This window comes from Flavobacterium sp. F52 (assembly GCF_000278705.1).
GTDB lineage: Bacteria > Bacteroidota > Bacteroidia > Flavobacteriales > Flavobacteriaceae > Flavobacterium > Flavobacterium anhuiense.
The window spans coordinates 1-25,179 of sequence record NZ_AKZQ01000040.1; the positions used below are offsets into that span (position 1 = coordinate 1).

The 25,179-nt window shown below is 33.1% G+C and carries 20 protein-coding genes and 2 tRNA genes; 16 read left to right on the forward strand and 6 right to left on the reverse strand.

Translation table 11 applies throughout. The features are described from left to right. Positions 1-79 precede the first annotated feature (79 nt). The 4 genes from FF52_RS21285 to FF52_RS21300 all read left to right on the forward strand — a co-directional run bounded on the left by FF52_RS21285 (position 80) and on the right by FF52_RS21300 (position 1,254). A tRNA-Phe gene (locus FF52_RS21285) sits at positions 80-152 on the forward strand. A 9-nt stretch (positions 153-161) separates the two neighbouring features. Beyond that, positions 162-247: transfer RNA gene (locus FF52_RS21290), tRNA-Leu, on the forward strand. Positions 248-352: 105 nt separating this feature from the next. Continuing rightward, a complete protein-coding gene (locus tag FF52_RS21295) occupies positions 353-805 on the forward strand; it encodes a DUF1569 domain-containing protein (protein ID WP_008468880.1) in 453 nt (150 codons plus the stop codon). A gap of 14 nt (positions 806-819) precedes the next feature. Further along, positions 820-1,254 (forward strand): nuclear transport factor 2 family protein, encoded by a 435-nt coding sequence (locus FF52_RS21300; protein WP_008468881.1) that lies wholly within the window; start codon positions 820-822, stop codon positions 1,252-1,254. On the opposite strand, the gene FF52_RS21305 is transcribed toward FF52_RS21300, so the two are convergent. Next, entirely contained in the window at positions 1,255-1,905 is a 651-nt protein-coding gene (locus tag FF52_RS21305) for an endonuclease III domain-containing protein (protein ID WP_008468882.1), read from the reverse strand. 45 nt (positions 1,906-1,950) lie between these two features. After that, on the reverse strand, positions 1,951-2,817 hold the full coding sequence (locus FF52_RS21310; RefSeq protein ID WP_008468883.1) for an alpha/beta hydrolase: 867 nt from the start codon (positions 2,815-2,817) through the stop codon (positions 1,951-1,953). Positions 2,818-2,933: 116 nt separating this feature from the next. Here FF52_RS21310 and FF52_RS21315 point away from each other — a divergent pair, with 116 nt between their 5' ends. The 6 genes from FF52_RS21315 (at position 2,934) to FF52_RS21340 (ending at position 12,542) form a co-directional block, all read left to right on the forward strand. Next, positions 2,934-4,361: a glycogen synthase gene (locus FF52_RS21315; RefSeq protein WP_008468884.1), complete on the forward strand. Its 1,428-nt coding sequence runs from the start codon at positions 2,934-2,936 to the stop codon at positions 4,359-4,361. Further along, positions 4,351-5,631, forward strand: a complete 1,281-nt coding sequence (locus FF52_RS21320) for a glucose-1-phosphate adenylyltransferase (RefSeq protein WP_008468885.1) — start codon at positions 4,351-4,353, stop codon at positions 5,629-5,631. Before FF52_RS21315 ends, FF52_RS21320 begins: the two co-directional genes overlap by 11 nt. Before the next feature lie 74 nt (positions 5,632-5,705). Next, positions 5,706-7,613 carry a 1,4-alpha-glucan branching protein GlgB gene (gene glgB / locus FF52_RS21325; RefSeq protein WP_008468886.1) on the forward strand — a complete coding sequence of 636 codons (1,908 nt, stop codon included), beginning with the start codon at positions 5,706-5,708 and terminating at the stop codon, positions 7,611-7,613. A gap of 187 nt (positions 7,614-7,800) precedes the next feature. Then, complete coding sequence (locus FF52_RS21330) at positions 7,801-10,200, forward strand: glycoside hydrolase family 31 protein (RefSeq protein WP_008468887.1); 2,400 nt, start codon at positions 7,801-7,803, stop codon at positions 10,198-10,200. Between the two features lie 84 nt (positions 10,201-10,284). Next, positions 10,285-11,094 carry a M48 family metallopeptidase gene (locus FF52_RS21335; RefSeq protein WP_008468888.1) on the forward strand — a complete coding sequence of 270 codons (810 nt, stop codon included), beginning with the start codon at positions 10,285-10,287 and terminating at the stop codon, positions 11,092-11,094. A 143-nt stretch (positions 11,095-11,237) separates the two neighbouring features. After that, the gene (locus tag FF52_RS21340; RefSeq protein ID WP_008468889.1) at positions 11,238-12,542 is read left to right on the forward strand and encodes an MFS transporter; all 1,305 of its coding nucleotides are present in this window, start codon (positions 11,238-11,240) and stop codon (positions 12,540-12,542) included. An 88-nt stretch (positions 12,543-12,630) separates the two neighbouring features. Here FF52_RS21340 and FF52_RS21345 read toward each other — a convergent pair whose 3' ends face one another. From FF52_RS21345 to FF52_RS21360, 4 genes are read right to left on the reverse strand one after another with little or no spacing between them, the layout of a single operon-like run. Then, a complete protein-coding gene (locus tag FF52_RS21345) occupies positions 12,631-13,356 on the reverse strand; it encodes a head GIN domain-containing protein (protein ID WP_008468890.1) in 726 nt (241 codons plus the stop codon). Between the two features lie 19 nt (positions 13,357-13,375). Then, a complete protein-coding gene (locus FF52_RS21350; protein ID WP_008468891.1) occupies positions 13,376-14,371 on the reverse strand; it encodes a hypothetical protein in 996 nt (331 codons plus the stop codon). 47 nt (positions 14,372-14,418) lie between these two features. Further along, positions 14,419-14,952 (reverse strand): anti ECF-type sigma factor, encoded by a 534-nt coding sequence (locus FF52_RS21355; protein ID WP_008468892.1) that lies wholly within the window; start codon positions 14,950-14,952, stop codon positions 14,419-14,421. 14 nt (positions 14,953-14,966) lie between these two features. Continuing rightward, positions 14,967-15,521, reverse strand: a complete 555-nt coding sequence (locus tag FF52_RS21360) for an RNA polymerase sigma factor (RefSeq protein WP_035692164.1) — start codon at positions 15,519-15,521, stop codon at positions 14,967-14,969. Between the two features lie 163 nt (positions 15,522-15,684). Here FF52_RS21360 and FF52_RS21365 point away from each other — a divergent pair, with 163 nt between their 5' ends. The 6 genes from FF52_RS21365 to rpsA all read left to right on the forward strand — a co-directional run bounded on the left by FF52_RS21365 (position 15,685) and on the right by rpsA (position 25,074). Further along, positions 15,685-16,680 carry a hypothetical protein gene (locus FF52_RS21365; RefSeq protein ID WP_157498664.1) on the forward strand — a complete coding sequence of 332 codons (996 nt, stop codon included), beginning with the start codon at positions 15,685-15,687 and terminating at the stop codon, positions 16,678-16,680. A gap of 254 nt (positions 16,681-16,934) precedes the next feature. After that, a complete protein-coding gene (gene lon, locus FF52_RS21370) occupies positions 16,935-19,388 on the forward strand; it encodes an endopeptidase La (RefSeq protein ID WP_008468895.1) in 2,454 nt (817 codons plus the stop codon). Positions 19,389-19,529: 141 nt separating this feature from the next. Continuing rightward, positions 19,530-20,549: a type IX secretion system protein PorQ gene (gene porQ, locus FF52_RS21375; RefSeq protein WP_008468897.1), complete on the forward strand. Its 1,020-nt coding sequence runs from the start codon at positions 19,530-19,532 to the stop codon at positions 20,547-20,549. 186 nt (positions 20,550-20,735) lie between these two features. After that, the gene (cmk, locus tag FF52_RS21380) at positions 20,736-21,428 is read left to right on the forward strand and encodes a (d)CMP kinase (RefSeq protein ID WP_008468899.1); all 693 of its coding nucleotides are present in this window, start codon (positions 20,736-20,738) and stop codon (positions 21,426-21,428) included. Positions 21,429-21,498: 70 nt separating this feature from the next. After that, positions 21,499-22,875 (forward strand): nucleoside permease, encoded by a 1,377-nt coding sequence (locus tag FF52_RS21385; protein ID WP_035692150.1) that lies wholly within the window; start codon positions 21,499-21,501, stop codon positions 22,873-22,875. A gap of 423 nt (positions 22,876-23,298) precedes the next feature. Then, the gene (gene rpsA / locus FF52_RS21390; protein ID WP_008468903.1) at positions 23,299-25,074 is read left to right on the forward strand and encodes a 30S ribosomal protein S1; all 1,776 of its coding nucleotides are present in this window, start codon (positions 23,299-23,301) and stop codon (positions 25,072-25,074) included. Positions 25,075-25,179: the final 105 nt, after the last annotated feature.

A 25,179-nucleotide genomic window follows, 5' to 3' on the forward strand; every position in this document is an offset into this window, starting at 1 on the left:
TCGCCTTTCTTTTGAAAAACCCTGTTTTACAACGGGGTTTTTTATTCTAATCTTCATTTATAGGAATATAAGTGAAAATGGTACCTTAGCTCAGATGGTAGAGCAATGGACTGAAAATCCATGTGTCCCTGGTTCGATCCCTGGAGGTACCACATATTATTGCTCGGATGGTGAAATTGGTAGACACGCTGGACTTAAAATCCAGTGAACAGCAATGTTCGTGCGGGTTCAAGTCCCGCTCTGAGTACTAAAACTTCAATTAGCTTTGCTAGTTGGAGTTTTTTTTTTGCATTAAATTGAGTTAACAGGTTAATTTTTATATTTTTACTTTGCCAAATTAAATTTGTAAGCTATGCAAAATGTTTTTCTTAAGGATGATTGCGATCAATTTATAAGTAGAGTTAATCTGCTTACGCCTCATACACAGCCACTTTGGGGTAAGATGTCTGTTGATCAAATGTTAGCTCACTGTAATGTTACGTATGAAATGGTTTATGATGATATTCATCCTAAACCAAATGTTTTTATGAAACTTTTACTAAAACTGTTGGCTAAAAGTAAAGTAGTGAGTGAATCTCCTTATCCAAAAAACCTTAGTACAGCTCCGCAATTTATAATTAAAGGTGATCGCGATTTTGAATTGGAAAAAAGCAGGTTGGTTTCTTATATCCAAAAAACACAAGAATTAGGAGAAAAAGAATTTGAAGGTAAGGAATCTCTTTCTTTTGGAAAATTGTCTTCTAAAGAATGGAACAATATGTTTGCAAAACATTTAGATCATCACTTCTCTCAATTTGGCGTTTAAACTATATTATAGCGATGAAAAGTTACACTATTATCTTTTTTCTTCTTTTAGGACTATCATGTAATGCTCAGAAACAAGAAGTTCAAAAATGCATTGAATCTTTTTTTGAAGGGTTTCATCAGAGGGATTCATCAAAGATTAAATTAGTTTGTGCTGATAAAATGATATTGCAATCCATCAGCGAAAGCACAACTAAAGGGAATAAACTGTCTAATGAAAGCACAAAAGAATTTTATAAATCTATTGCATCGATTCCTCTAAACATGAAATTTCAAGAAAAAATATTAAGTTACAATATTCAGATTGATGGATCAATGGCTCACGTCTGGGCTCCTTATGAATTTTATTTAAATGAAAAATTCAGCCATTCTGGAGTAAATACTTTTACTTTATTTAAAGAAAAAGACGAATGGAAAATTATCTACTTGATTGATACAAGAAGAAGATAATTAGTTTTTGATTACCACAGTATTATAGTATAAGCAAATATCGGTTAAGACACATTCAGGGCATTTAGGTTTTGGTCTGCAAATTTCTCGACCATGAAACGAAATTGCCATTCCGATTTCTGACCAAATATTCTTTGGAAGGACTTGCATTAAGTCTTTTTCTACTTTATTTCCATCTTTGCTTTCCTTTATAATTCCGATTCTGGGAGCAACGCGTATAACATGTAAGTCGGCAATAATGCCTTCCGCAGGTTTATTGGCTTCTCTTAAAATGACATTCGCAGATTTTCTCCCAATTCCTTTTAAAGCAGTAAGATCGGACATATTTAAAGGAATATCGGTATCATTTTTAATGATTTTAGCAATTTCTAAAATCCATTTTGCTTTTGTAGAATGATTACGGACTTTAGTTACATAAGATGTAAAAGTTTCTAGGTCGGTTTGAGATATACTTTTTAATGTTGGATATTTTTCGAATAATTTTGGCGCTATAGTATTTATATTGGCATCAGAATCTTGCGCAGAGAGAATAACCATGACAAGCAATTGATAAATGCTATGATATTCCAGAGGATGTTTCTTTCCTTTATATTTTTTTAAAATGGGTTTTAATTTAATTTCCCAATCTGCATTTTCTCCAAATAAATCCATTTTTGATTCTCTTTAATGTTGAAATTGATATAGTTAATTATAAAGTTAACTGATTTTAATGAATTCAAGAATTTTTTTAATAACATTTTGATTGCCGAGTATTTTTCGATGACCAAGGCCTTCAGTTAAAAATAAAGAACCATTTTCAAGGTTTTCATTGATATGTATTCCAGCTTTCACAGAAACTTCAGGATCATCTTTATCATGTATGACTAGAACAGGAGTTTTTATTTTTTTGGCAGCTTTATATGCTGAAAAATCATCCATTTTAACCTGATACATATTTTCAAAATAATCTCTTAAATGAATGCTGATTTCTTTCTTCAATCCTAATTTAAAGGTAAATTCATCTAAAATATCCTGAACAATATCGCCGCTTCCTATAATTATTGCTTTTTCAACTTTAAGCCCATCTTTAATAGAATTAAGAACTGACATACCCCCTAAAGAATGTCCGATCGCAATTTCAAAAGGGCCAAATTGTTTTTCTATTTCTAATATAGAAGCTATAAATTCAGACATTATTGTGGTCTTGCCTTTTGATTTTCCATGTGCTGGTGCGTCAAAACTAACTGTAGAATAGCCATTTGCTAAAAGTTCATCAGCAATCTTAAATAGTTGAGTTCCTCTTCCAGACCAGCCGTGAACCAATAATACTTTGCGCGGACTTTGCCCGTAGGTGTACGTAACTACGCTTTTATCGATTTCAGGAATGTAAATTAATTTTTGAATGCTTTTAGCATCCATTTCTAATTCCCGTTTGGGAACTTTATGTTTTATAGGTGTTGTAAAGATTTTTGCTGCAAATTTTGTAACTAAATTTGTCGAAATAAATGCGCAAATTTTCGCAGAAATTATAATAATCTTAGGAATTTTTAATGATTTAGTAGGATTAGTTGCCTTTTTTGCCATTTCAATAAAACTTACTTAAACTAAGGGTTTTTGCTTGTTTTTTGCTAAATTTAGAAAACATAAAAGTAGTATTTAAATGATTGCTTCTTATCTATAATCATAAATTAATTTCTTAAATGGAAATATTTCATATTAGTGCAGAATGCTATCCTGTGGCAAAAGTTGGAGGCTTGGGAGATGTAGTTGGTGCATTGCCAAAATATCAGCAGTCTGCTGGACATGAAGTTAGAGTTATAATTCCTTGTTACGACACAAAGTTTAGGTACGAAAATGATTTTGAATGTGTCCATTGGGGTACAGTTAAATTAGGAGATTTTAATTTTCCGTTCAGCGTTTTAAAGGAAACAACAGATAAATTAGGTTATGAACTGTATTTGATAGAAATTAATGAATTATTCAATCGTTCGAATGTTTATGGTTATGAAGATGATATAGAAAGATTTTTGTCTTTTCAGATTGCTACACTCGATTGGATTATAGCACGAAATAAAATTCCAGATATTATTAATTGTCATGATCATCATACTGGAGTTATTCCGTTTTTGCTACAATTTGCCTATAAATATGAGAATTTGAAGAATGTAAAAACTGCCATAACAATTCATAATGGTTTGTATCAAGGATGGTTTGGTTTTGATAAGTTATATTATTTGCCAGAATTTGATTTAAAACATGTTGGATTTTTAGAATGGAGCAATTCGATAAACTCTTTGGCAGTTGGAATTAAATGCGCAAATGCTGTGACTACAGTTTCTCCAAGTTATTTAAATGAAATTAATATTTCGGCAAATGGTTTAGAATCATTGTTTAATTCTGTTAGAAACAAATCCAAAGGAATTTTAAACGGAATTGATATTGAAGTTTGGAATCCGATAAAAGATAAAATGATTGCAGAAAATTATTCGATTGAAGATTTTGAAATAGGAAAACAGAAAAATAAAGAAAAACTGTGTGAAGAATTTGATTTAGATCCTTCAAAGCCACTGTTTAGCTTTATTGGAAGATTGTTTGAAGAAAAAGGAGGCGATTTGCTTCCGCATGCTTCCGCTTTGGCTTTGTCAGAACATTTCGAAGAAATTAATATTTTGATTCTGGGGTCAGGAAATGCTTCAATTGAATCCCAGTTGACTCAGTTGCGAAATGATTATAAAGGAAATTATAATGTTTTTATAGGTTATAATGAAGAATTGGCACATTTGATTTATGCAGGTTCAGATTATATTTTAATGCCTTCTAGAGTTGAACCATGCGGGTTAAATCAGATGTATGCGATGCGTTACGGAACAATTCCGATTGTTAGAAGAACTGGAGGATTGAGAGATACGGTTATTGATTTTGGTGATGAAGGAAATGGAGTTTGTCATGATCAAGCTTCTGTGGCTGATATATGCTATTCAATAAATCGTGCTGTTAGGTTGTATGAGGATAAAATAAATTTCAATAAGGTTTTAAAAAGAGGAATGTTAGCAGATCATTCCTGGGAAAGAGTTTGCCAAGAATATATCGAAATATACAACTTAATAATTCAGCAAGATGAAATTTAAAAAGAAAAATGTAGTCGCCATTATTTTAGGAGGTGGACAAGGTTCACGTTTATTTCCATTGACAGAAACAAGATCAAAACCAGCTGTTCCGATTGGAGGAAAATATCGTTTGGTTGATATTCCGATTTCTAATTGTATCAATTCTGATATTTTTAAAATATTCGTTTTAACACAATTCAACTCTGCGTCTTTAAATGCTCATATTAAAAACACTTTTAATTTTAGCATTTTTAGCCAGTCTTTTGTTGATATATTGGCTGCTGAACAAACTCCAGACAATCCAACTTGGTTTCAGGGAACGGCTGATGCCGTGAGACAATGTATGTCGCATTTTTTGAAACACGATTTTGATCACGCTTTAATTCTTTCTGGCGATCAATTGTATCAAATGGATTTTAACGAAATGCTCGAAGCTCATATTGCTGCTGATGCTGAAATTTCAATTGCGACTTTACCCGTAAACGCTAAAGATGCTCCTGAATTTGGAATTCTTAAAACCGATCACGAAAACAATATTCATGCGTTTATAGAAAAACCTCATGCTTCTTTATTGCCAGAATGGGAATCTGAAGTGAGCGAGCAAATGCAGGAGAAAGGAAAAAAGTATCTGGCTTCGATGGGGATTTATATTTTCAATAAGTCATTGCTTGTAGAATTAATGGCTGACCAAGAAACAAAAGATTTTGGTAAAGAAATTATTCCGCAGTCGGTTGGAAAACATAAAATCTTAAGTTATCAATATGAAGGATATTGGACTGATATTGGGAATATTGAATCGTTTTTTGAAGCGAATATTGGTCTAACAGCAGATATTCCAGAGTTTAATTTGTTCGATAATGAGAATAAAATCTTTACGAGACCAAGATTGCTGCCGCCATCTAAATTTAGAAATTCAATTATCAATCAATCTTTAATTTCGGAAGGTTGTATTATTAATGCTAAAGAGATCAAAAGCTCTGTAATTGGAATTCGTTCCAGAATTGGAGAGGGGACCGTTTTGGAGAACTGTTACGTCATGGGAAATGATTTTTATCAAGATCTTGACGAAATGAACCATGAAAGCAGTATTAATAAAATTCACGTTGGAATTGGCGAAAACTGCTTTATTAAAAATGCTTTGATCGACAAAAATGTGCGTATTGGAAACAATGTTCACATTAGCGGAGGAAAACATTTAGACAATTTTACTAATGAATTGTATAGTATAAAAGATGGTATTGTCGTTGTCAAAAAAGGTGTAACGCTTTCAGATAACTTTAGAATTGAGTAAAACCTGAAAAAACAATATAGAAATTCTAAATTCCAAAATCTAAATTCCAAATTCAATCGCCATAAAAATCAAACATGACTAAAGTAATCGCACACTCTCTTTTTACCGATTTTGATATAGATTTATTCAAAGCTGGGAAACACTTCAGATTATATGAAAAATTAGGAGCTCATTTAACTGAGGTGAACGGAGTTAAAGGTGTTTACTTTGCAGTTTGGGCCCCAACTGCGCAGTCGGTTTCTGTTGTTGGCGATTTTAATTATTGGATTCAAGGCGAACATAATCTAAATGTGCGTTGGGATTCTTCTGGAATATGGGAAGGATTTATTCCTGATATTTCAAAAGGAACGCTTTATAAATATAAAATCCAATCTAATATAAATGGTGTAATTACCGAAAAAGCAGATCCCTTTGCGCTTTACTGCGAAAAACCGCCTCATACTGCTTCTGTTGTCTGGGATTTGGATTATAAGTGGAAGGATGAAGATTGGATGCAGAAACGTCATGATTATAATGCATTGGATAAACCCTATTCGGTTTATGAAGTGCATTTGGGGTCGTGGAGAAGAGCAGAACATAATCGGTTTTTGACTTATCTCGAACTTGCAGATGATTTAGTAAAATATGTAAAAGAAACAGGCTTTACGCATGTTGAGTTTATGCCTGTTATGGAATATCCTTATGACCCTTCATGGGGTTATCAACTTGCTGGATATTTCGCACCGACTTCGCGTTTTGGTAAACCGCAGGATTTTATGGTTTTGGTCGATAGATTGCATCAGGAAGGAATTGGAGTCATTTTAGACTGGGTTCCATCGCACTTTCCTGATGATGCTCATGGTTTAGGCTTTTTTGATGGTTCGCATTTATATGAACATCCAGATCGCAGAAAAGGGTATCATCCAGATTGGAAAAGTTTGGTTTTCAATTATGGAAGAAATGAGGTTCGGGCCTTTCTAATTAGTAACGCTGTTTTTTGGCTTCAAAATTATCACATCGACGGACTTAGAGTTGATGCTGTAGCGTCTATGCTTTATTTGGATTATTCTAGAAAAGATGGAGAATGGGAAGCTAATATTTTTGGAGGAAGAGAAAATCTTGATTCCATTAGCTTTCTTAAAGAATTAAATGAAGTAATCTATTCTAATTTTGATGGAATTCAAACTATTGCAGAAGAAAGCACTTCTTTTCAGATGGTTTCAAGACCCACTTCTATAGGAGGTTTAGGTTTTGGAATGAAATGGATGATGGGTTGGATGCACGATACTTTAAAATATTTTCAAAAAGAAACTATCTACAGAAAATATCATCAGAATGAATTGACTTTTTCGATGACGTATGCTTTTACTGAAAATTTTATGCTTCCATTTTCGCATGACGAAGTGGTATACGGCAAAAACTCCCTTATTTATAAAATGCCTGGCGACGAATGGCAACGTTTTGCAAATTTGAGATTGCTGTATGGTTATATGTTTACGCACCCTGGAACAAAACTTCTATTTATGGGAGCTGAATTTGGTCAAACTTCTGAATGGAATTTCGAACAAAGTTTAGACTGGCATTTGCTGCAATATGGTTTTCATTCGGGAATAAAAAAATTGATTACAGATTTGAATCAATTGTATAAATCGCAGCCTGCGTTGTACGAAAAGCAATTTAGTGGCGATGGTTTTGAATGGATTAATTATTCAGATCACCAAAATGCGATTTTATCTTACATACGAAAAGGGAATAATCCTAATGAGAATTTGATTGTGGTGTGCAATTTTACTGAAGTTGTTCGAGAAAATTATAGAATTGGTATTCCTAAAAAAGGCAAATTGAAAGAGATTTTTAATAGCGATGCCACAATTTACGGTGGAAGCGGTGTCGAAAATTCTAACGCATTAAAAATAGAAACAGTTGCTTATGATGGGAGAGATTTTTCTGTCGCATTAATTTTACCTCCTTTAAGTGTTACTGTGTATTCTTTGATTGAATAAAAAATCTGCAACTAAGATTTTGTCACTATATCGTTTCAAAATTATCAAATTGCTGTTTTTTTGTTTTGTAATTTGAAACTCATTCAGAAAAAACGTTTTCGTGAATAAACCTTTTATTCATAGGGCATTACGAACTTTTTTTGTATGTTTGAATAGAAGGAAAATGTTAAATTAATTCATTTGAGATATGATTACAAACACATCATTAGAATACAAAGGCGATTTATACCCATCAAAAATTGTCTCTTATGAACATGAAGGAGATTCTATTTTCTTTAATACCGACAACAAAGTAATTTTAAAAGTTACAATTCTTCGCGATAGTTTAATCCGATTTCGTTTTACTACAAAAGGTTATTTCAGTAATGACTTTTCGTATGCTATCGATAAAAGCCAGCTTCACGGTTATAATTTTTTAGAACTTACGGAAGAAGAAACCTATTTCCAGATTAGGACTAGCAAAGTAAAATGTAAAATCCAAAAAGCAGATCTTCGTCTTTCCATTTATGATTTAAACGATTTTCTTATTCTAGAGGATGAACTTGGTTTTCATTGGGAAGAAAGTTATGAATATGGCGGAAACATTGTAAAAATGAGTAAATATTCTAAAGACGGTGAATGTTATTACGGTCTTGGAGATAAAGCGACTCAAATGAATCTTAAAGGCAAAAGAGTAGAAAATTTTGCTACAGATCAATATGCTTACCAAAAAGATCAGGAACCTTTATATAAAGTTGTTCCGTTTTATATTGGCTTGCACAACAAACAATCGTACGGAATATTTTTTGACAATACCTTTAGAACTTTCTTCGATTTCTGTCAAGAAAGAAGAAATATTACTAGCTTTTGGGCAGAAGGTGGCGAAATGAACTATTATTTCATTTATGGTCCTCAAATGCAGGACGTTGTAACCACTTATACCGATTTAACGGGTAAACCAGAATTGCCGCCACTTTGGGTGTTAGGCTACCATCAATGTAAGTGGAGTTATTATCCTGAAAGTAAAGTAAAAGAAATCACGTCAAAATTTAGAGAACTTCAAATTCCGTGTGACGCCATTTATTTGGACATTGATTATATGGATGGTTTTAGATGTTTTACTTGGAACAAAAACTATTTTCCAGATCCAAAAAAAATGGTCGCTGAATTAGCTGAAGATGGTTTTAAAACTGTTGTAATCATTGATCCTGGAATTAAAATTGACAAAGATTATTGGGTTTACAAGGAAGCTTTAGAAAAAGATTATTTCTGTAAAAGAGCGGATGGTCCTTATATGAAAGGAAAAGTTTGGCCAGGAGAATGTAATTTTCCTGATTATACAAATCCTGCAGTTAGAGAATGGTGGGCTGGTTTATTTAAAGAATTAGTTTCAGAAATAGGAGTGAAAGGAGTTTGGAATGATATGAATGAACCTGCAGTAATGGAAGTGCCAAATAAAACATTTCCAATGGATGTGCGTCATTTTTACGATGGAAATCCTTGCAGTCATAGAAAAGCACATAATATTTATGGAACACAAATGGCAAGAGCAACTTATCATGGGGTTAAACGTTTTGCTTATCCGAAACGTCCATTTGTAATTACAAGATCGGCTTATTCTGGAGCACAGCGATATACTTCTTCTTGGACAGGAGATAATGTAGCTACTTGGGAACATTTATGGATTGCAAATATACAAGTGCAGAGAATGTCCATTTCTGGAATGGGATTCACTGGTTCTGACATTGGAGGATTTGCAGAACAGCCTTCAGGCGAGTTGTATGCCCGTTGGATTCAATTAGGCGTTTTTCATCCGTTTTGTAGAACGCACTCTTCTGGAGATCACGGAAACCAGGAACCGTGGTCATTTGACGAAGAAGTGATTAATATCACTAGAAAATTTGTTAGCCTTCGCTATCAATTGCTTCCTTATTTATACACTATGTTTTGGCAGTATATTGAAGAAGGAGTTCCGATGTTAAAACCGCTAGTTTACTTTGATCAGGACGATACGCAGACGCATTATCGAAACGATGAATTTATTTTTGGAAATCAAATTTTAGTTTGTCCAATACTTGAACCTAACGCTGTAGGTAGACGTATGTATATTCCTAGAGGAGAATGGTATAACTACTGGACAAATGAGCTTTTTATTGGCGGAAGAGAGATTTGGATTGATAGTAAATTTGATGAAATTCCTGTTTTTGTAAAAGCAGGTGCCATTATTCCTAAATATCCAGTTCAGCAATATGTGGGCGAGTTAGAATTTGATGAATTGATACTTGACGTTTATTATAAAAATGGTAAAGAGCAGTCGGCAGTTTATGAAGATGCTCAAGATGGTTATGATTATAAAAAAGGACGTTATAGCTATTTGTCATTTAGAAATATAGGGAAAGAAAAGGAACTTATTATTCAGGTTCACAAAGAAGGGAAATACGAAACACCATACTCGAAATATAAAATCAATTTAATTGGACTTCCATTTAAAATTACGGAAATCGAAATTGACAATGAAAAAATTGAGTTTGACGAAATTAGTTTCAAGCAGAATAATTTCTTACTGGTTGATAAAGAGTTTAATGAGCTTCACATTATTGGGGAATAGTCAAATTTTGATAATTTTTTGATTTATCGTATAAAACATTTTATCTTTTTTAATCGTATTTTTGTTATAAAAATAGCTCGAATTATGAAAAAATATGTGTTTTTAGGGGTTTTTGGAGCACTTATTATGGGTTGCGCAACAAATCCAATTACGGGAAAACAAAATTTGAATTTTGTTTCGAATAGCGAATTATTTCCATCTTCTTTTCAGCAATACAGCCAGTTTTTAAATGAAAACAAAGTTATTACTGGAACTGCAGATGCAAAACTTGTTGAAACTGTAGGGTTTAAAATAAAGGCAGCTGCGGAGAGATACTTAAATTATTTAGGTCAGACACAATACTTAAAAGATTATCGCTGGGAATATAAATTGGTTGATAATAAAGAAGTAAATGCATGGTGCCTTCCAGGAGGCAAAATTGTGGTTTATTCTGGAATTCTGCCAATTACACAAAACGAATCAGGTTTGGCAACGGTAATGGGACATGAAGTTTCTCATGCTTTAGCAAATCACGGTGCGCAAAGAATGTCTGCGGCACAATTACAGCAAATAGGAGGTGCGGCTTTAGGAGCAGCAACTAGCGGAAAATCTGAAGCAACCCAGCAGATATTTGCACAAGCATACGGAATTGGTTCTGAGGTAGGAGTTATGCTTCCATTTAGCAGAAGCAATGAAAGTGAAGCTGATAAAATTGGTTTGACTTTGATGGCAATTGCAGGCTACAATCCAGATGATGCTGTAGCTTTTTGGAGCAGAATGGCGGCGAAATCAGGTGGTTCAGGAACTCCAGAATTCATGAGCACTCACCCTTCTGATGCTACAAGGATTGCAAATATTAAAGCTTTAATTCCCGAAGCAAAAGCAATTGCATTAAAAGTAGGAACTATTAAATAAAATATATTTTTAGGATATTCAGAAAAGCTATTCATTACGAATGGCTTTTTTGTTTATAATTTATTAATGAACGAATTAGATAATTTGTATTTGATTATCATAAAAAATGGATAAATTCGTAGCCTATTTAACAAACCATTTCTATGAAAAACCTACCAAAAGGAGATAAGAAGCTTTTAAATGCTTGGGCATTTTATGATTGGGCAAATTCAGTTTACACACTTACAATCGCTTCGGCAGTGTTTCCAATTTTTTATGAAGCGTTATTCAGCGATCGTGATCATTACATTGATGTTTTCGGTCTTCACCTAAAAAATTCAGCATTAATTAGTTTTATCACAGCGGCAGCCTTTTTGGTTGTATCTTTTATTTCTCCTTTATTATCGGGTATTGCCGATTATGTTGGTAACAAAAAATCCTTCATGAAATTTTTCTGTTATGTGGGAGCTTTGTCATGCATGGGATTGTATTGGTTTGATCTTGAAAATATTTATGTTGGACTAGCATTTTATTTCCTTGGATTATTAGGATACTGGGGAAGTTTGGTTTTTTATAATTCATATTTGCCAGATATCGCTTTTGAAGAACAGCAAGATAGAATTAGTGCAAAAGGATATTCTTTAGGATATATAGGAAGTGTTCTTTTGTTGGCTATCAATTTATGGATGATAATGGGAGCTGAAAATGATGCTGCAAGAATGGAAGCTATGCGTTATTCTTTTGTAATGGTAGGAGTATGGTGGATTTTATTTAGCCAGTACACTTATTATTATTTACCAAAAGGAAGTAAAGAAACAGGACAGAAACTAACAAAAGCTGTTGTGTTTAATGGTTTTAAAGAATTAAAAAAGGTTTGGGCATTATTACAGGAAAATATTCCTTTAAAGCGTTATTTAGGAGGTTTCTTTGTTTCCAGTATGGCGGTTCAAACTGTAATGCTTGTAGCGACCTATTTTGGAGCGCAGGAAATTCAGTGGTCTTCAAAAGAAGAAAGTACAATAGGTTTAATAATTTGCATTTTATTAATTCAGATTTTAGCTGTTTTTGGAGCACTTTTAACTTCTTATGCTTCTTCTAAATGGGGTAATATTCCAACTTTGATTTTTATTAATGCGATTTGGGCAGTTTTCTGTGCTTTAGCTTACTTTATAACATTGCCGACACACTTTTATGTTATGGCAACGGTTGTAGGATTTGTAATGGGAGGAATTCAAGCTTTATCACGATCTACATATTCTAAATTATTGCCAGAAACAGAAGATACAGCATCATTCTTTAGTTTTTATGACGTGGCTGAAAAGGTCGGAATTGTAATTGGAATGTGTGTTTACGGAATTATTGATCAGATTACAGGAAGTCCGCGCGCGGCTATTGTGATTTTGGCGATATTCTTTGTAACATCAATTTTCCTTTTAAGAAGAGTACATAAAAAAGACGTTTCAAATTAATTGAAACGTCTTTTGCAACAACCAATATCACGAATTGCAAGAATAGTTTGACTGATGATTTCTTTTGTATTCGTGATATTTATAATAATTAACCTTTTGTAATAGTTCCAGATCCAGAAACTTTTACATCTCTTTTTTCAGGATTTCCTATATATTTTATATTTCCAGAACCCGCAACTCTTGCTGTAATACTTTCATCACAAGTCACTTTGCTGTTTCCTGATCCAGAAACGTTAGCTTCTACAATTTTAGATTTTAAGCTCGAAGCGTCAATATCACCAGAACCAGAAAGTTTGGTTGTAAGCTTGGTTGCAGTCCCTTTTAAATGAATATTTCCGGAGCCGCTTACATGCAATTCTAAGTTATTAGTATCAACTGGAAGAGTTAAATTTCCTGAACCCGCTAATTTTACTGCTAGATTATCATTTTTAATGACATCTTTCGACTGAATATCTCCTGAGCCAGCTAAACTCAATTCTGAAATTTTCTCAAATGGAACGGTAACTTGAATTTTATTGCCTGAGCTTGTACGTATTTGAGTTCCTTTTTCAACATAAATTTTTAACGACTTATCTTCAACTTCTACTTTGATTGCAGATAATAAATTTTCTTCTCCTTTGATGGTGATTTTCCCTTCTTTGCCAGACACCAAGTCTACATCAAAGAAACCTGCTATTTTAACTCCATCATAATCTCCTGTGCTTCTAGTTTCAGAAACTACTTTTCCGTTTCCTTGAAGTTTGATTTTGTCTTGCGCATTGATATTGCTAATTGTGCAAAGTATAAATGCTAATAATAAAATTGATTTTTTCATTGTTTTGATTTTTAGATGATTATTTTTTTGTTAGCGAAATATTCCCGTAGTTGGAAGTAATATTGATTTTGTTCTGGCCTTTTTTCTTGTAGAAGCCTGCAATTCTCTTGCTGTTGCTTTTAATTTCAGTAACAGAAAGTTCTAAAGAATTATCATGTTTGATGTTTGTGTATTTTCCTGATATGTCAAAGTCAAAAGCGTAGTTTGGAACATAGCCAATTGTAACGTCAGTATATCCGGAGTTTATCGTAATATTTCCAGCTTTTTCGGTCACAGTTCCTATGCTGATTTTACTGTAATTGGTATCATAACTAAAATTGCTTGAGATTTCCCCAATAATAAAAGTCAAATAATTTCCAGAACCATTTAAAGAATTGATTTTTTGAAATTTAAGTGTTCCGTAGTTGCAATCTGCTTTAATGTTTTGGCCGTCATTTAAATTGACATCAGTATAGCTTGCATTTAGATTCAGGTTTCCAGAATCATTAATTTTAAGATTTGAATATCTCGCATCGATATTTCCTGCTTTTATATAGTCTATACTCGAATTTTGGCAGTACTGAATCGATATTTGATTATTAGATCCGCTTAATTTTCCTAAAGTAACTTTCCCGTATTTACAGTCTATATCTGTAGAAGATTCTGCATTCGGAATAGAAATATTACCGTATTTATTTGCTAGTTTAATCGTTCCGTTTTTTGGAATTTTAATAACATAGTTAATTTCAAAACTATTATTACTTCCTTTGCTTTTAATATTTGAACTTCCAAGCGTAGTTACTGCGGTTACCATACTTTTAAGAGCTGTGATATCCACATCTATGCTGTTTAAGCGTTCGTTTACCCAATTTTCGTTTGGGCCATTTACTTTTATGGTAATATCAAGATCAATTTTATCTTCATCCCAAGTAGTTACAGTAATATTACCATATTTATTGTCTACATCAATTCCTGCGTTTGAGTTTACGATATACGTTTTTTTTAATTGTTTTTTGTTTGGTGACAAAAGCGTCATCATTTGAAAATCCTAAAAAAGGAATCAAAAGAAATAAGATGAGTAAGTTATAGTGTTTTTTCATTAGAGGTGTTTTTTAGTTTTTCGTTGTCTTCAATTCTTTTCAGAACGGTTTGCAAAAAAGAAATACGCGTTTGAAGATTACTAATCATCGCATAAATAATTTGTTTGTTCTCGCCATTTTTTTGCAATTCATTTATGATTTTTTGATAATCAGCGTCAAAAGTTTTCATCTGCTTCATAGCGTCATTAATAATCTGCTGATTTTCTGGCGAATTTTTCTCTTTCAGTTTAACCAGTTCGTTGTCAATCAGAATGTTGAAAATAGAATCGGTGCGTTTAGTCTCTTTAGAAGCAAATTTGAATTCTTTTGGTTTTTCATTTTTATAAAAAATAGATATTCCAAGCATTAATACAATCGAAGCGGCAATAGCAGTCACGAACCAATATCTTTTCTTAGGCTCTTTTTTGTTTAATTTTTGAAGAAAATCCATTTGGTGATCCGGATTTAATTCCTGAATATCCCATTGGTTTTCAAATCTGTTGAATAATTCGTCTAAGTTGTCTTTTTCATTTTTCATAATTCCAATTCATTTTATATCTCTTCCAATTTTTTTCTCAAACTATCTTTTGCTCTGCTCAAGGTTGTTCTGCAATTTGCGTATGTGATGTTTAAAATTTCGCAGATTTCTTCTTGATCATAACCTTCTATATAAAAAAGCGTCAGCACCATTCTGTAATTATCTTTCAGCTGCAGAATTGTATCTAAGACTTGTTTTACTTTCAGAGAGTTTAAGTCAATATTATCAGAAATAATTCCGTCGTTTTCTTCAATTTTATAAAGCTGTTTACTTAAATCTTCTACTTGAAAAGAGTTGTTTTTCTTATAAAAATCGATGCTATAATTGATGATTATTTTTTTTAACCATGCTCCAAAAGCCACTTCTTGTTTATAGTCATTAATTTTTGTAAAAGCTTTTAAGAAACCTTCTTGCATGACGTCTTGTGCAAAATGTTCGTCTTTTACAATACGAAAAGCCACATTATACATCGCCTTACAATAGCGATTGTATATTTCAAACTGCGCTTTTTGGTTATTGTTTTTACAAAGCGCAATTAGTTCTTCGATATTTTGGTTGTTTATATTCAAGTAGTGGCTTTTGGTTTTTAATATAGACTTGGCTTTTTTTTGTTTGTTACAGTTTTGATAAAAAAATAAAAAATATTTTTTGATTTTACGTAATGCCGTAAGGTATAATACATTCGTTGCTATAATTTCACATAAAATTTTAATACCAAAAACAAATTCAATTATGAGAAAATTAAAAAGCTTTGTCCTAATGACATTATTTGTATCAACATCATTATTAACTTCATGTTCAAGTAATGATGATTTGAAAGAAGGCGATTCATCCATCACTAAAAATATAGAAATTATGAATTTTGCATCTCGCAAAAATATGCAAGATAAAATTGATGAAATAATTGCATTAAAAAATGAAAAGGAAATTATCGCATCAGCTGAATTTATTAAGAGTAATAAATATGTAAATAGTCAAGAACAAAAATTATCCGCAGATGAAATATTAATTGCTGAATTAAAAAAATATCATACAAATGTTCTTAATAATATATATGATTTGCGAGAGCAAATCGGATTTATTAGTATTCAAAGTATTGCTGATGAAATAAATTCTCTAAACTTAATCAATCCAGCAAAGGCTAATGAATTAAAAATAAAGTATAAGAGTCTTTTAACTGAATATCAACATTTGACGGTAACTATTTTTGATGAAAGACTAGCAAATGTTATTAATTTGAATGGAGAAGTAATCGTAAATGGAGAAAAAGATTTTTTAATTAAAAATTCACAAAATATTACAGGAAAATATTTAAGAGATGAATCAGTTAATAGTGGGGTAGCAGCTTCATCAGGTAATTTAACAATATATTATTCAGCTGGTAGAGAAGTTCATGAGAATGACTTAGGTTTTAAATTTTATAGATATTACACACAACTTTCAGCAATTGCTATTGTATATACAGGTTTTATTCCAACTTTTGTTCCTGTCCCTGTAACTTATAATGTAGATTCAGGTTCGCTTGCTGGCTTTGTGCAAGTTAATAGTAATCCGTTTAGTGATTACGCGTTTACTTATGATTATATTTCGGGATTTGGCCCTTCAGTTAGAAATACAGGAGGAAAATCCAATACCTTATACAAGCCAGCTGGAGGAAATCTTTCAGCAACTTTTATTACATCTTATACTACTTTAACTTGCAATCTAAAATATAATGAAATCCCGTAATGTTAATTTATAAAGATTTTAAAAGCCGAAATTAGTTTCGGCTTTTTTATGGTTTTACTTTTCTACTGCAAATATTCATGCCATTCTGAAATTTCAAAGCGTACAATTTTTGCTTTTGGCATAATGATTGTCTATTTTTATGCCCTATCTTGTAATTGAAAAACGAAACCTGTTTTCAGTAAAAACTTCAATAAGCTATACTCTTTTTACAGATAGTATTAAAAATTTAATGACAAAACGACTTATATTTTATTATGTCAAACCATAAAATACTTACTATTGACAATCTGTCACTTCAAGAATTTGACTCAGAGGCAGAATTAATTCCATTGTTGACACCAGAAGACGAGGAGGAAATGAATAATGAAGAACTTCCTATTTCGCTTCCAATTTTACCTTTACGAAATACGGTATTGTTTCCTGGGGTTGTTATCCCGATTTCTGCCGGAAGAGATAAGTCTATCAAACTAATTAATGATGCTAACGCAGGCGGAAAAATTATTGGTGTTGTATCTCAAATTAATGAGGAAGATGAAGATCCATCAAAAGATGATATTCATAAAGTAGGAACTGTAGCGCGTATTTTACGTGTACTTAAAATGCCTGACGGGAACGTTACGGTTATTCTTCAAGGGAAAAAACGCTTCGAAATTGACGAAATTGTTTTAGAAGAGCCGTACATGACAGCAACAATCAAAGAAGTTGCAGAAGAACGTCCAGACGAAAATGATACTGAATTTACAGCAATTTTAGACTCTGTAAAAGAATTGGCAATCCAGATTATTAAGGAAAGTCCAAATATTCCTTCTGAAGCTACTTTTGCAATTAAAAATATTGAAAGCCAATCGTTTTTGATAAACTTTGTTTCTTCAAACATGAATTTGTCTGTAAAAGAAAAACAAGGGCTTTTATCGATAAACGGATTAAAAGAACGCGCTTTAGAGACTTTACGTTATATGAATGTTGAGCTTCAAAAGTTAGAATTGAAGAATGATATTCAGTCAAAAGTTCGTTTTGATTTAGACCAGCAGCAAAGAGAATATTTCCTTCACCAGCAAATGAAAACCATTCAAGAAGAATTGGGAGGTGTTTCGCAGGAAGAAGAAATGGACGAAATGGGGCAGAAGGCGAAAACCAAAAAATGGGACGAAAAAACGCAGAAACATTTCGAAAAAGAATTGTCTAAAATGCGCCGTATGAATCCGCAGTCTCCAGATTTCGGAATTCAGCGTAATTATTTAGAGCTGTTTTTAGAATTGCCTTGGGGCGAATATTCTAAAGATAAATTTGATTTAAAACATGCACAGAAAGTTTTAGATAAAGATCATTTTGGTCTTGATGAAGTAAAGAAAAGAATGATTGAGCATTTGGCAGTTTTGAAATTGCGAAATGACATGAAATCGCCAATTATATGTTTAACAGGGCCTCCAGGAGTTGGTAAAACTTCTATCGGGCGTTCTGTGGCAGAAGCTTTGGGAAGAGAATATGTGCGTATTTCTTTAGGCGGTTTACGTGACGAAGCGGAAATTCGCGGTCATAGAAAAACGTATATTGGAGCGATGCCAGGACGTATCATTCAGAGCTTAAAAAAGGCAGGTACATCAAACCCTGTATTTATTTTGGACGAGATTGACAAACTATCAAGCGGCAATAGCGGCGATCCATCTTCAGCTTTATTGGAGGTTTTGGATCCTGAGCAAAACAATGCATTCTATGACAATTTCCTTGAAATGGGATATGATTTGTCTAAAGTAATGTTTATTGCTACTTCAAATAATATGTCTGCTATTCAGCCTGCTTTGCGTGACAGAATGGAAGTAATCAAAATGTCAGGCTACACCATTGAAGAAAAGGTTGAAATTGCTAAGAGACATTTGTTTCCAAAACAATTAGAAGCTCACGGTTTAACTGCAAAAGATTTAACTATTGGCAAAAAACAATTAGAAAAAATCATTGAAGGTTACACTAGAGAATCGGGTGTTCGTAACTTAGAAACTAAAATTGCTCAAGTTATCAGAAATGCGGCAAAATCGGTTGCAATGGAAGAGGAGTACAACAAAAAAGTTACAGATGAAGATATTGTAGCAATTTTGGGAGTGCCAAGATTGGAGCGTGATAAATACGAAAATAATGATGTAGCAGGTGTAGTAACAGGTTTAGCTTGGACAAGTGTTGGAGGAGATATTTTGTTTATCGAATCTTTAATTTCTGAGGGAAAAGGTTCATTGAGCATTACAGGAAACCTTGGAACTGTAATGAAAGAATCTGCTACAATTGCATTAGAATACATTAAGGCAAATGCGAAGAAATTAGGTATTAGTACAGAACTTTTCCAGAAATACAATATTCACTTGCACGTTCCAGAAGGAGCAACCCCAAAAGACGGACCAAGTGCTGGTATTGCAATGCTTACTTCATTAGTTTCTCTTTTAACTCAGAAAAAAGTAAAGAAAAGCTTGGCCATGACAGGCGAAATCACTCTTCGTGGAAAAGTGCTTCCAGTTGGTGGAATTAAAGAGAAAATCTTGGCAGCCAAAAGAGCTGGAATTAAAGAAATCATTCTTTGTCACGAAAACAAAAGCGATATAGATGAAATAAAAGCTGAATACTTAGAGGGATTGACTTTTCATTATGTTAAAGAAATGAGCGAAGTTTTAGCAGTTGCTTTGACTGATCAAAAAGTTAAAAATGCTAAAGAATTAAAGTAAATTTTAAAAACTTTAAATTGTCAAATTCCAAATTCCAATTTTCTCATTGGGATTTGGAATTTTTTTATTTGACTTTATTTTAAGTGTTATATAATTTTATATTTGCAGTTGCGTTATGCCATATAGGTGCGCCAAAAACAAATGCTTAAAAAAGTTGTTTTATTTTTTGTATTCTTAATTTGTTCGCATTCTTTCGGACAAGTTGGAGGCCGTTACACCTATCAATTTTTAAATCTAACCACTTCGCCAAGACAAGCTGCATTAGGAGGAGATGTTATTACGATATATGATGAAGATGTTAATCAAGCCATGTCGAATCCCGCACTTATAAATGCAGACATGGACAATCATTTGGCATTGAATTACGGAAGTTATTACGGCGAAGCTTCGTACGGAACGGCATCGTACGCCTATACTTATGATAGGCATGTGCAGACTTTTTATGCTGGCGTTACTTATGTAAACTACGGTACATTTGAAGGTTATGACGAAAATGGCCAGGCAACTTCAAATTTTACAGGAAGTGAAGGTGCTTTATCGCTTGGATATGCATACAATGTCCCATTTACAGACTTTTATATAGGAGCAAGTGCTAAACTGATAACTTCATCTCTTGAAAGCTATAATTCGATTGGTGGCGCTGTTGATTTGGGGTTTCTCTATGTAAATGAAATGAATGACCTGAATTTTGCTCTTGTGTTTAGAAATATGGGGACACAGTTTACTACTTACTCCGGAATTAAAGAAAATCTTCCATTTGAAATCGTAGCAGGAGTTTCGCAGGAACTAGAACATGTACCAATTCGTTGGCATCTTTCTTTAGAAAATTTACAGCAATGGAATATCTCTTTTTCGAATCCTAATCGAGGAGAAACCAATATCGACGGATCTACAAGTGCTGAGAAAGTCTCTTTTGTGAATAATGCTTTGAGACACGTAGCTTTTGGTGTGGAACTTTTTCCTAAAAAAGCATTCAATTTTCGTATAGGATATAATTTTAGAAGAGGCGAAGAGTTACGAATTGAAGAACAACGTAATTTTTCGGGTGTCTCATTAGGTTTTGGTTTAAGAATGAATAAGTTGAAATTTAACTATTCATATTCCAGATATACATTGGCGGCTAATACAAGTCTTTTTGGTTTGACCTTAAATTTTCAATAATTGCCCGAACTGTATTATCTAGTCTTTTTTACTGTTGTACAATAAAGTTTTTTATTTTATAATTGGTTTGATAAACAAATAATTTAGATGCTTTATATGAAAATAAAGATGGCTACATTTGCATTAGTTTTGGCTGTTTGTGACTTGAAGCAGTCTTTAATAGAATAAAAATTTAAAAATATAAAATTGAAAAAAATTACCATTGCCATCGACGGATTTTCATCTACAGGCAAAAGCACTCTTGCCAAACAATTAGCAAAAGAGCTGGAATATGTCTATGTAGATACAGGAGCGATGTATCGTGCTGTTGCTTATTTTGCCATGCAACACAATCTGATTGGAGCTAATTTTTTTAAGAAAGAAGCTTTGATTGAAGCATTAGCCGATATTAAACTTGAATTTAGATTTAATACTGATTTAGGTTTTGCAGAAATGTATTTAAATGGTGAAAATGTAGAAAAGCAGATTAGAACTATTGAAGTTTCTAACTTTGTTAGTAAAGTAGCTGCCGTTTCGGAGGTTCGCGCCAAGTTAGTAGAACAGCAGCAGGAGATGGGTACAAATAAAGCTATTGTTATGGATGGTCGCGATATTGGAACTGTTGTTTTTCCTAATGCGGAACTTAAAATATTTATGACTGCAAGCGCTGAAACTCGTGCTCAGAGACGTTTTGATGAGTTACAGCAAAAAGGTGACAATGTCTCTTACGAAGAAGTTTTAAAAAATGTTGTAGAAAGAGATTATATGGATACGCATCGCGAAGATTCTCCTTTGGTAATTGCTGATGATGCGATAGAAATTGATAATTCTTACTTAAATAAAGAAGAGCAATTTGCAGCTGTTTTGGAATTAGTGAATGATGTTGTTAAAACGATTTAATTTTTTGTAGATATTATTTTTAATGGTAGTTTTACCGCTTCATTTTTTACTTTAAAGACAATTTCACTATATGGGAATTAAAAACAGGTTAATCTTTATGAGCTTTCTTCAATTTTTTGTTTGGGGAGCCTGGCTTATCACAATTGGAAATTATTGGTTTGGAACCAAAAATTGGGAAGGAACACAATTTGGTTTAGTATTTGGAACCATGGGAATTGCTTCTTTATTCATGCCTACTTTAACCGGAATTATTGCCGACAGATGGGTAAACGCTGAAAAGCTATATGGAATTCTCCATATTTTATACGCAGCTGTTTTATTTGGAATTGCACAAGTTACAACACCAGATACTTTTATTGTAGTAATGCTTTTGGCAATGTGCTGCTATATGCCTACGATTGCTTTGAGCAACTCTATTTCGTACACTTCACTTAAATTAAACAATAAAAACATCGTTAAAGATTTTCCGCCAATACGTGTTTGGGGAACAATTGGTTTTATTGTAGCGATGTGGATTACCAATTTAAGCGGAAGTAAAGCGACTGAATATCAGTTTTATATTGCTGGTATAGGCGCTTTAATTTTAGGATTGTACGCTTTTACTCTGCCAAAATGTGAACCGCAGCGTTTAATTAAAGAAAATGCAACTTGGATTGAAACTTTTGGTTTAGAGTCATTTAAACTTTTTGCTAACTACAAAATGGCATTGTTTTTCGTTTTTTCTATGTTTTTAGGAGGAGCGCTTCAATTAACAAATGCTTATGGAGATGTGTTTTTGGATGAATTCAAACATTTTCCAAAATATGCCGATTCTTTTGTAATTCAATATTCGACTATTATTATGTCGATTTCTCAAGTTTCTGAAACCTTATTTATTTTGGCAATTCCGTTTTTCTTAAGACGTTTCGGAATCAAACAAGTTATGCTGATCAGTATGTTGGCTTGGGTTTTACGTTTCGGATTATTTGCTTTTGGAGATCCTGTAAATGGCTTATGGATGATTATCCTTTCTTGTGTCGTTTACGGAATGGCTTTTGATTTCTTTAATATTTCAGGCTCTTTGTTTGTTGAAAGCAATACTGATTCTAAAATCCGTTCTTCTGCGCAAGGATTGTTTATGATGATGACCAATGGAGTAGGAGCGGTTTTAGGAAGTTTGACTTCTGGTTGGGCAATTGATCGTTTCTTTACAAAATCATTTGCTAATACTACAGAGCTAGCAGGATTTTTACAAACAGATGCTTCTAATGAAAAGATGGTAGAATTTGTAAAAAGCCAAGGAAATTCAATTTCTGCAGATGGTATTTTTTCAAATCCAGTTTTAATGAAAGACTGGCATACTATCTGGCTTTCGTTTGCACTTTATGCTTTGGTGATTGCAATTGCTTTTGCTGTTTTGTTTAAACACAAACATGATCCAAAAGAGATTGAGAATTTGAGTCATTAATATTAGAAATAATCTTTGTTGAATTTTAAAACTACAACAAAGATAGTTGCACATAGTAAGCCCGACAGGTTTTTAAAACCTGTCGGGTTTCGTTTTTAAGGTTCTTATGAAAACGAGACTTTCTAATCTAGCCCCGATAGAAGTGGAAATCCTTTTGTGTTTTGTTTCTTTAACGAGACACAAAAGATTGCAACGGATAGCGGGACTAAACGTCATAAAAACATCAAATCTTGTGCTTTTTAAATAAATGGCTGATAATCATATCGGTTTTGTTTTGTTAATTCAGAAAAATGTATTAATTTTGCAGTCCTTTTGGCAGAGAAGAGTTTCCATTAGGTATCAACCATTTATGTAAAACAACTTCTGTATTTTCTATCGCATAGAGAAACTCGAGAAAAACAGAATACAAATTTTTTTATCAGCATGTCTGAACAAACAAAATCACAAGAAGAGTTTTTAGCAAATTTTAACTGGCACAACTTCCAAGAAGGAATCGATGCAGTAGATGAGAAAAACTTGCAAGAGTTTGAAGAACTAGTATCAAAAACTTTCATCGCTACAGATCAAGAAGAAGTAGTTGAAGGAGTTGTAGTTAGAATTACAGATAGAGACGTTATCGTTGATATCAATGCTAAGTCTGAAGGTGTTATTTCTTTAAACGAATTTCGTTACAACCCAAACTTAAAAGTAGGTGACAAAGTAGAAGTATTAATCGACATCCGTGAGGATAAAACAGGTCAATTAGTATTATCTCACAGAAAAGCACGTACTATCAAATCTTGGGATAGAGTTATTGCAGCTAATGAAACTGGAGAAATCGTTAACGGTTTTGTTAAATGCAGAACTAAAGGAGGTATGATTGTTGACGTATTCGGAATCGAAGCGTTCTTACCTGGATCTCAAATTGACGTTAAGCCAATTAGAGACTACGATGTATATGTAAACAAAATGATGGAATTCAAAGTGGTAAAAATCAACCACGAATTCAAAAACGTAGTTGTATCTCATAAAGCTCTTATCGAGGCTGATATTGAAGTACAGAAAAAAGAGATCATCGGTCAATTACAAAAAGGACAAGTATTAGAAGGTGTTGTTAAAAACATTACTTCTTATGGTGTGTTCATTGACTTAGGTGGTGTTGACGGATTAATTCACATTACTGACCTTTCTTGGAGCAGAATCAACCACCCAAGTGAAGTTCTTGAATTAGACCAAAAATTAAACGTTGTAATCCTTGATTTCGATGATGAGAAAACAAGAATTCAATTAGGATTGAAACAATTAAACGCTCACCCTTGGGATGCTTTAGATGCTAACTTAACTGTTGGTGATAAAGTGAAAGGTAAAGTAGTTGTAATCGCTGATTACGGTGCATTTATCGAAGTTGCTGAAGGTGTTGAAGGTTTAATCCACGTTTCTGAAATGTCATGGTCAACTCACTTACGTTCTGCTCAGGACTTCGTGAAAGTTGGAGATGTTGTTGAAGCAGTTATCTTAACTCTAGACAGAGAAGATCGTAAGATGTCATTAGGTATCAAACAATTGACTCAAGATCCATGGACTGACATTACTTCTAAATACCCAGTAGGTTCTAAACATACAGGTATCGTTAGAAACTTTACAAACTTTGGTATTTTCGTAGAATTAGAAGAAGGAATTGATGGATTAATCTACATCTCTGACTTATCTTGGACTAAGAAAATTAAACACCCATCTGAGTTTGTAAACGTTGGAGAAAAACTTGATGTTGTAGTATTAGAATTAGATGTTGAAGGACGTAAATTATCTTTAGGTCACAAACAAACTACTGCTAATCCTTGGGATCAATACGAAGATTCTTTCGCTGTAGGAACTATCCACACAGGTGAGATTTCTGAAATCGTTGACAAAGGAGCTACTGTAGAATTCGGAGATGATATCGTTGCTTTCATTCCTACTCGTCACCTTGAAAAAGAAGACGGAAAGAAATTGAAAAAAGGTGATACAGCTGATTTCAAAGTAATCGAGTTCAACAAAGAATTCAAAAGAGTTGTTGCTTCTCACACTGCTATCTTCAGAGAAGAAGAAGAGAAAAACGTGAAAGCTGCTGCTGAAACTACTGCATCTGCATCTACAAACGCACCAGCTGCGACTTTAGGTGATAACAATGATGTATTAGCTGCTTTAAAAGCTAAAATGGAAAAAACTGAGAAAAAATAATTCTTAGCTTTTTTATAAATAGAAAGTCCCACAGCAATGTGGGACTTTTTTTGTTTCAGTTGTTTGTCGATTGTCAGTTCGAGCGGAGTCGAGAACTTTTTTGAA

Excerpts from the sequence above, each read along its gene's own strand:
- FF52_RS21355 (WP_008468892.1), bottom strand. The coding sequence starts at position 14,952 with ATGAAAAATGAAAAAGACAACTTAGACGAATTATTCAACAGATTTGAA.
- FF52_RS21310 (WP_008468883.1), bottom strand. The coding sequence starts at position 2,817 with ATGGCAAAAAAGGCAACTAATCCTACTAAATCATTAAAAATTCCTAAG.
- FF52_RS21320 (WP_008468885.1), top strand. The coding sequence starts at position 4,351 with ATGAAATTTAAAAAGAAAAATGTAGTCGCCATTATTTTAGGAGGTGGA.
- porQ (WP_008468897.1), top strand. The coding sequence starts at position 19,530 with ATGCTTAAAAAAGTTGTTTTATTTTTTGTATTCTTAATTTGTTCGCAT.
- FF52_RS21345 (WP_008468890.1), bottom strand. The coding sequence starts at position 13,356 with ATGAAAAAATCAATTTTATTATTAGCATTTATACTTTGCACAATTAGC.
- rpsA (WP_008468903.1), top strand. The coding sequence starts at position 23,299 with ATGTCTGAACAAACAAAATCACAAGAAGAGTTTTTAGCAAATTTTAAC.
- FF52_RS21365 (WP_157498664.1), top strand. The coding sequence starts at position 15,685 with ATGAGAAAATTAAAAAGCTTTGTCCTAATGACATTATTTGTATCAACA.
- FF52_RS21305 (WP_008468882.1), bottom strand. The coding sequence starts at position 1,905 with ATGGATTTATTTGGAGAAAATGCAGATTGGGAAATTAAATTAAAACCC.
- FF52_RS21350 (WP_008468891.1), bottom strand. The coding sequence starts at position 14,371 with ATGACGCTTTTGTCACCAAACAAAAAACAATTAAAAAAAACGTATATC.
- FF52_RS21315 (WP_008468884.1), top strand. The coding sequence starts at position 2,934 with ATGGAAATATTTCATATTAGTGCAGAATGCTATCCTGTGGCAAAAGTT.
- FF52_RS21295 (WP_008468880.1), top strand. The coding sequence starts at position 353 with ATGCAAAATGTTTTTCTTAAGGATGATTGCGATCAATTTATAAGTAGA.
- FF52_RS21385 (WP_035692150.1), top strand. The coding sequence starts at position 21,499 with ATGGGAATTAAAAACAGGTTAATCTTTATGAGCTTTCTTCAATTTTTT.
- glgB (WP_008468886.1), top strand. The coding sequence starts at position 5,706 with ATGACTAAAGTAATCGCACACTCTCTTTTTACCGATTTTGATATAGAT.
- FF52_RS21330 (WP_008468887.1), top strand. The coding sequence starts at position 7,801 with ATGATTACAAACACATCATTAGAATACAAAGGCGATTTATACCCATCA.
- FF52_RS21300 (WP_008468881.1), top strand. The coding sequence starts at position 820 with ATGAAAAGTTACACTATTATCTTTTTTCTTCTTTTAGGACTATCATGT.
- lon (WP_008468895.1), top strand. The coding sequence starts at position 16,935 with ATGTCAAACCATAAAATACTTACTATTGACAATCTGTCACTTCAAGAA.
- FF52_RS21340 (WP_008468889.1), top strand. The coding sequence starts at position 11,238 with ATGAAAAACCTACCAAAAGGAGATAAGAAGCTTTTAAATGCTTGGGCA.
- FF52_RS21335 (WP_008468888.1), top strand. The coding sequence starts at position 10,285 with ATGAAAAAATATGTGTTTTTAGGGGTTTTTGGAGCACTTATTATGGGT.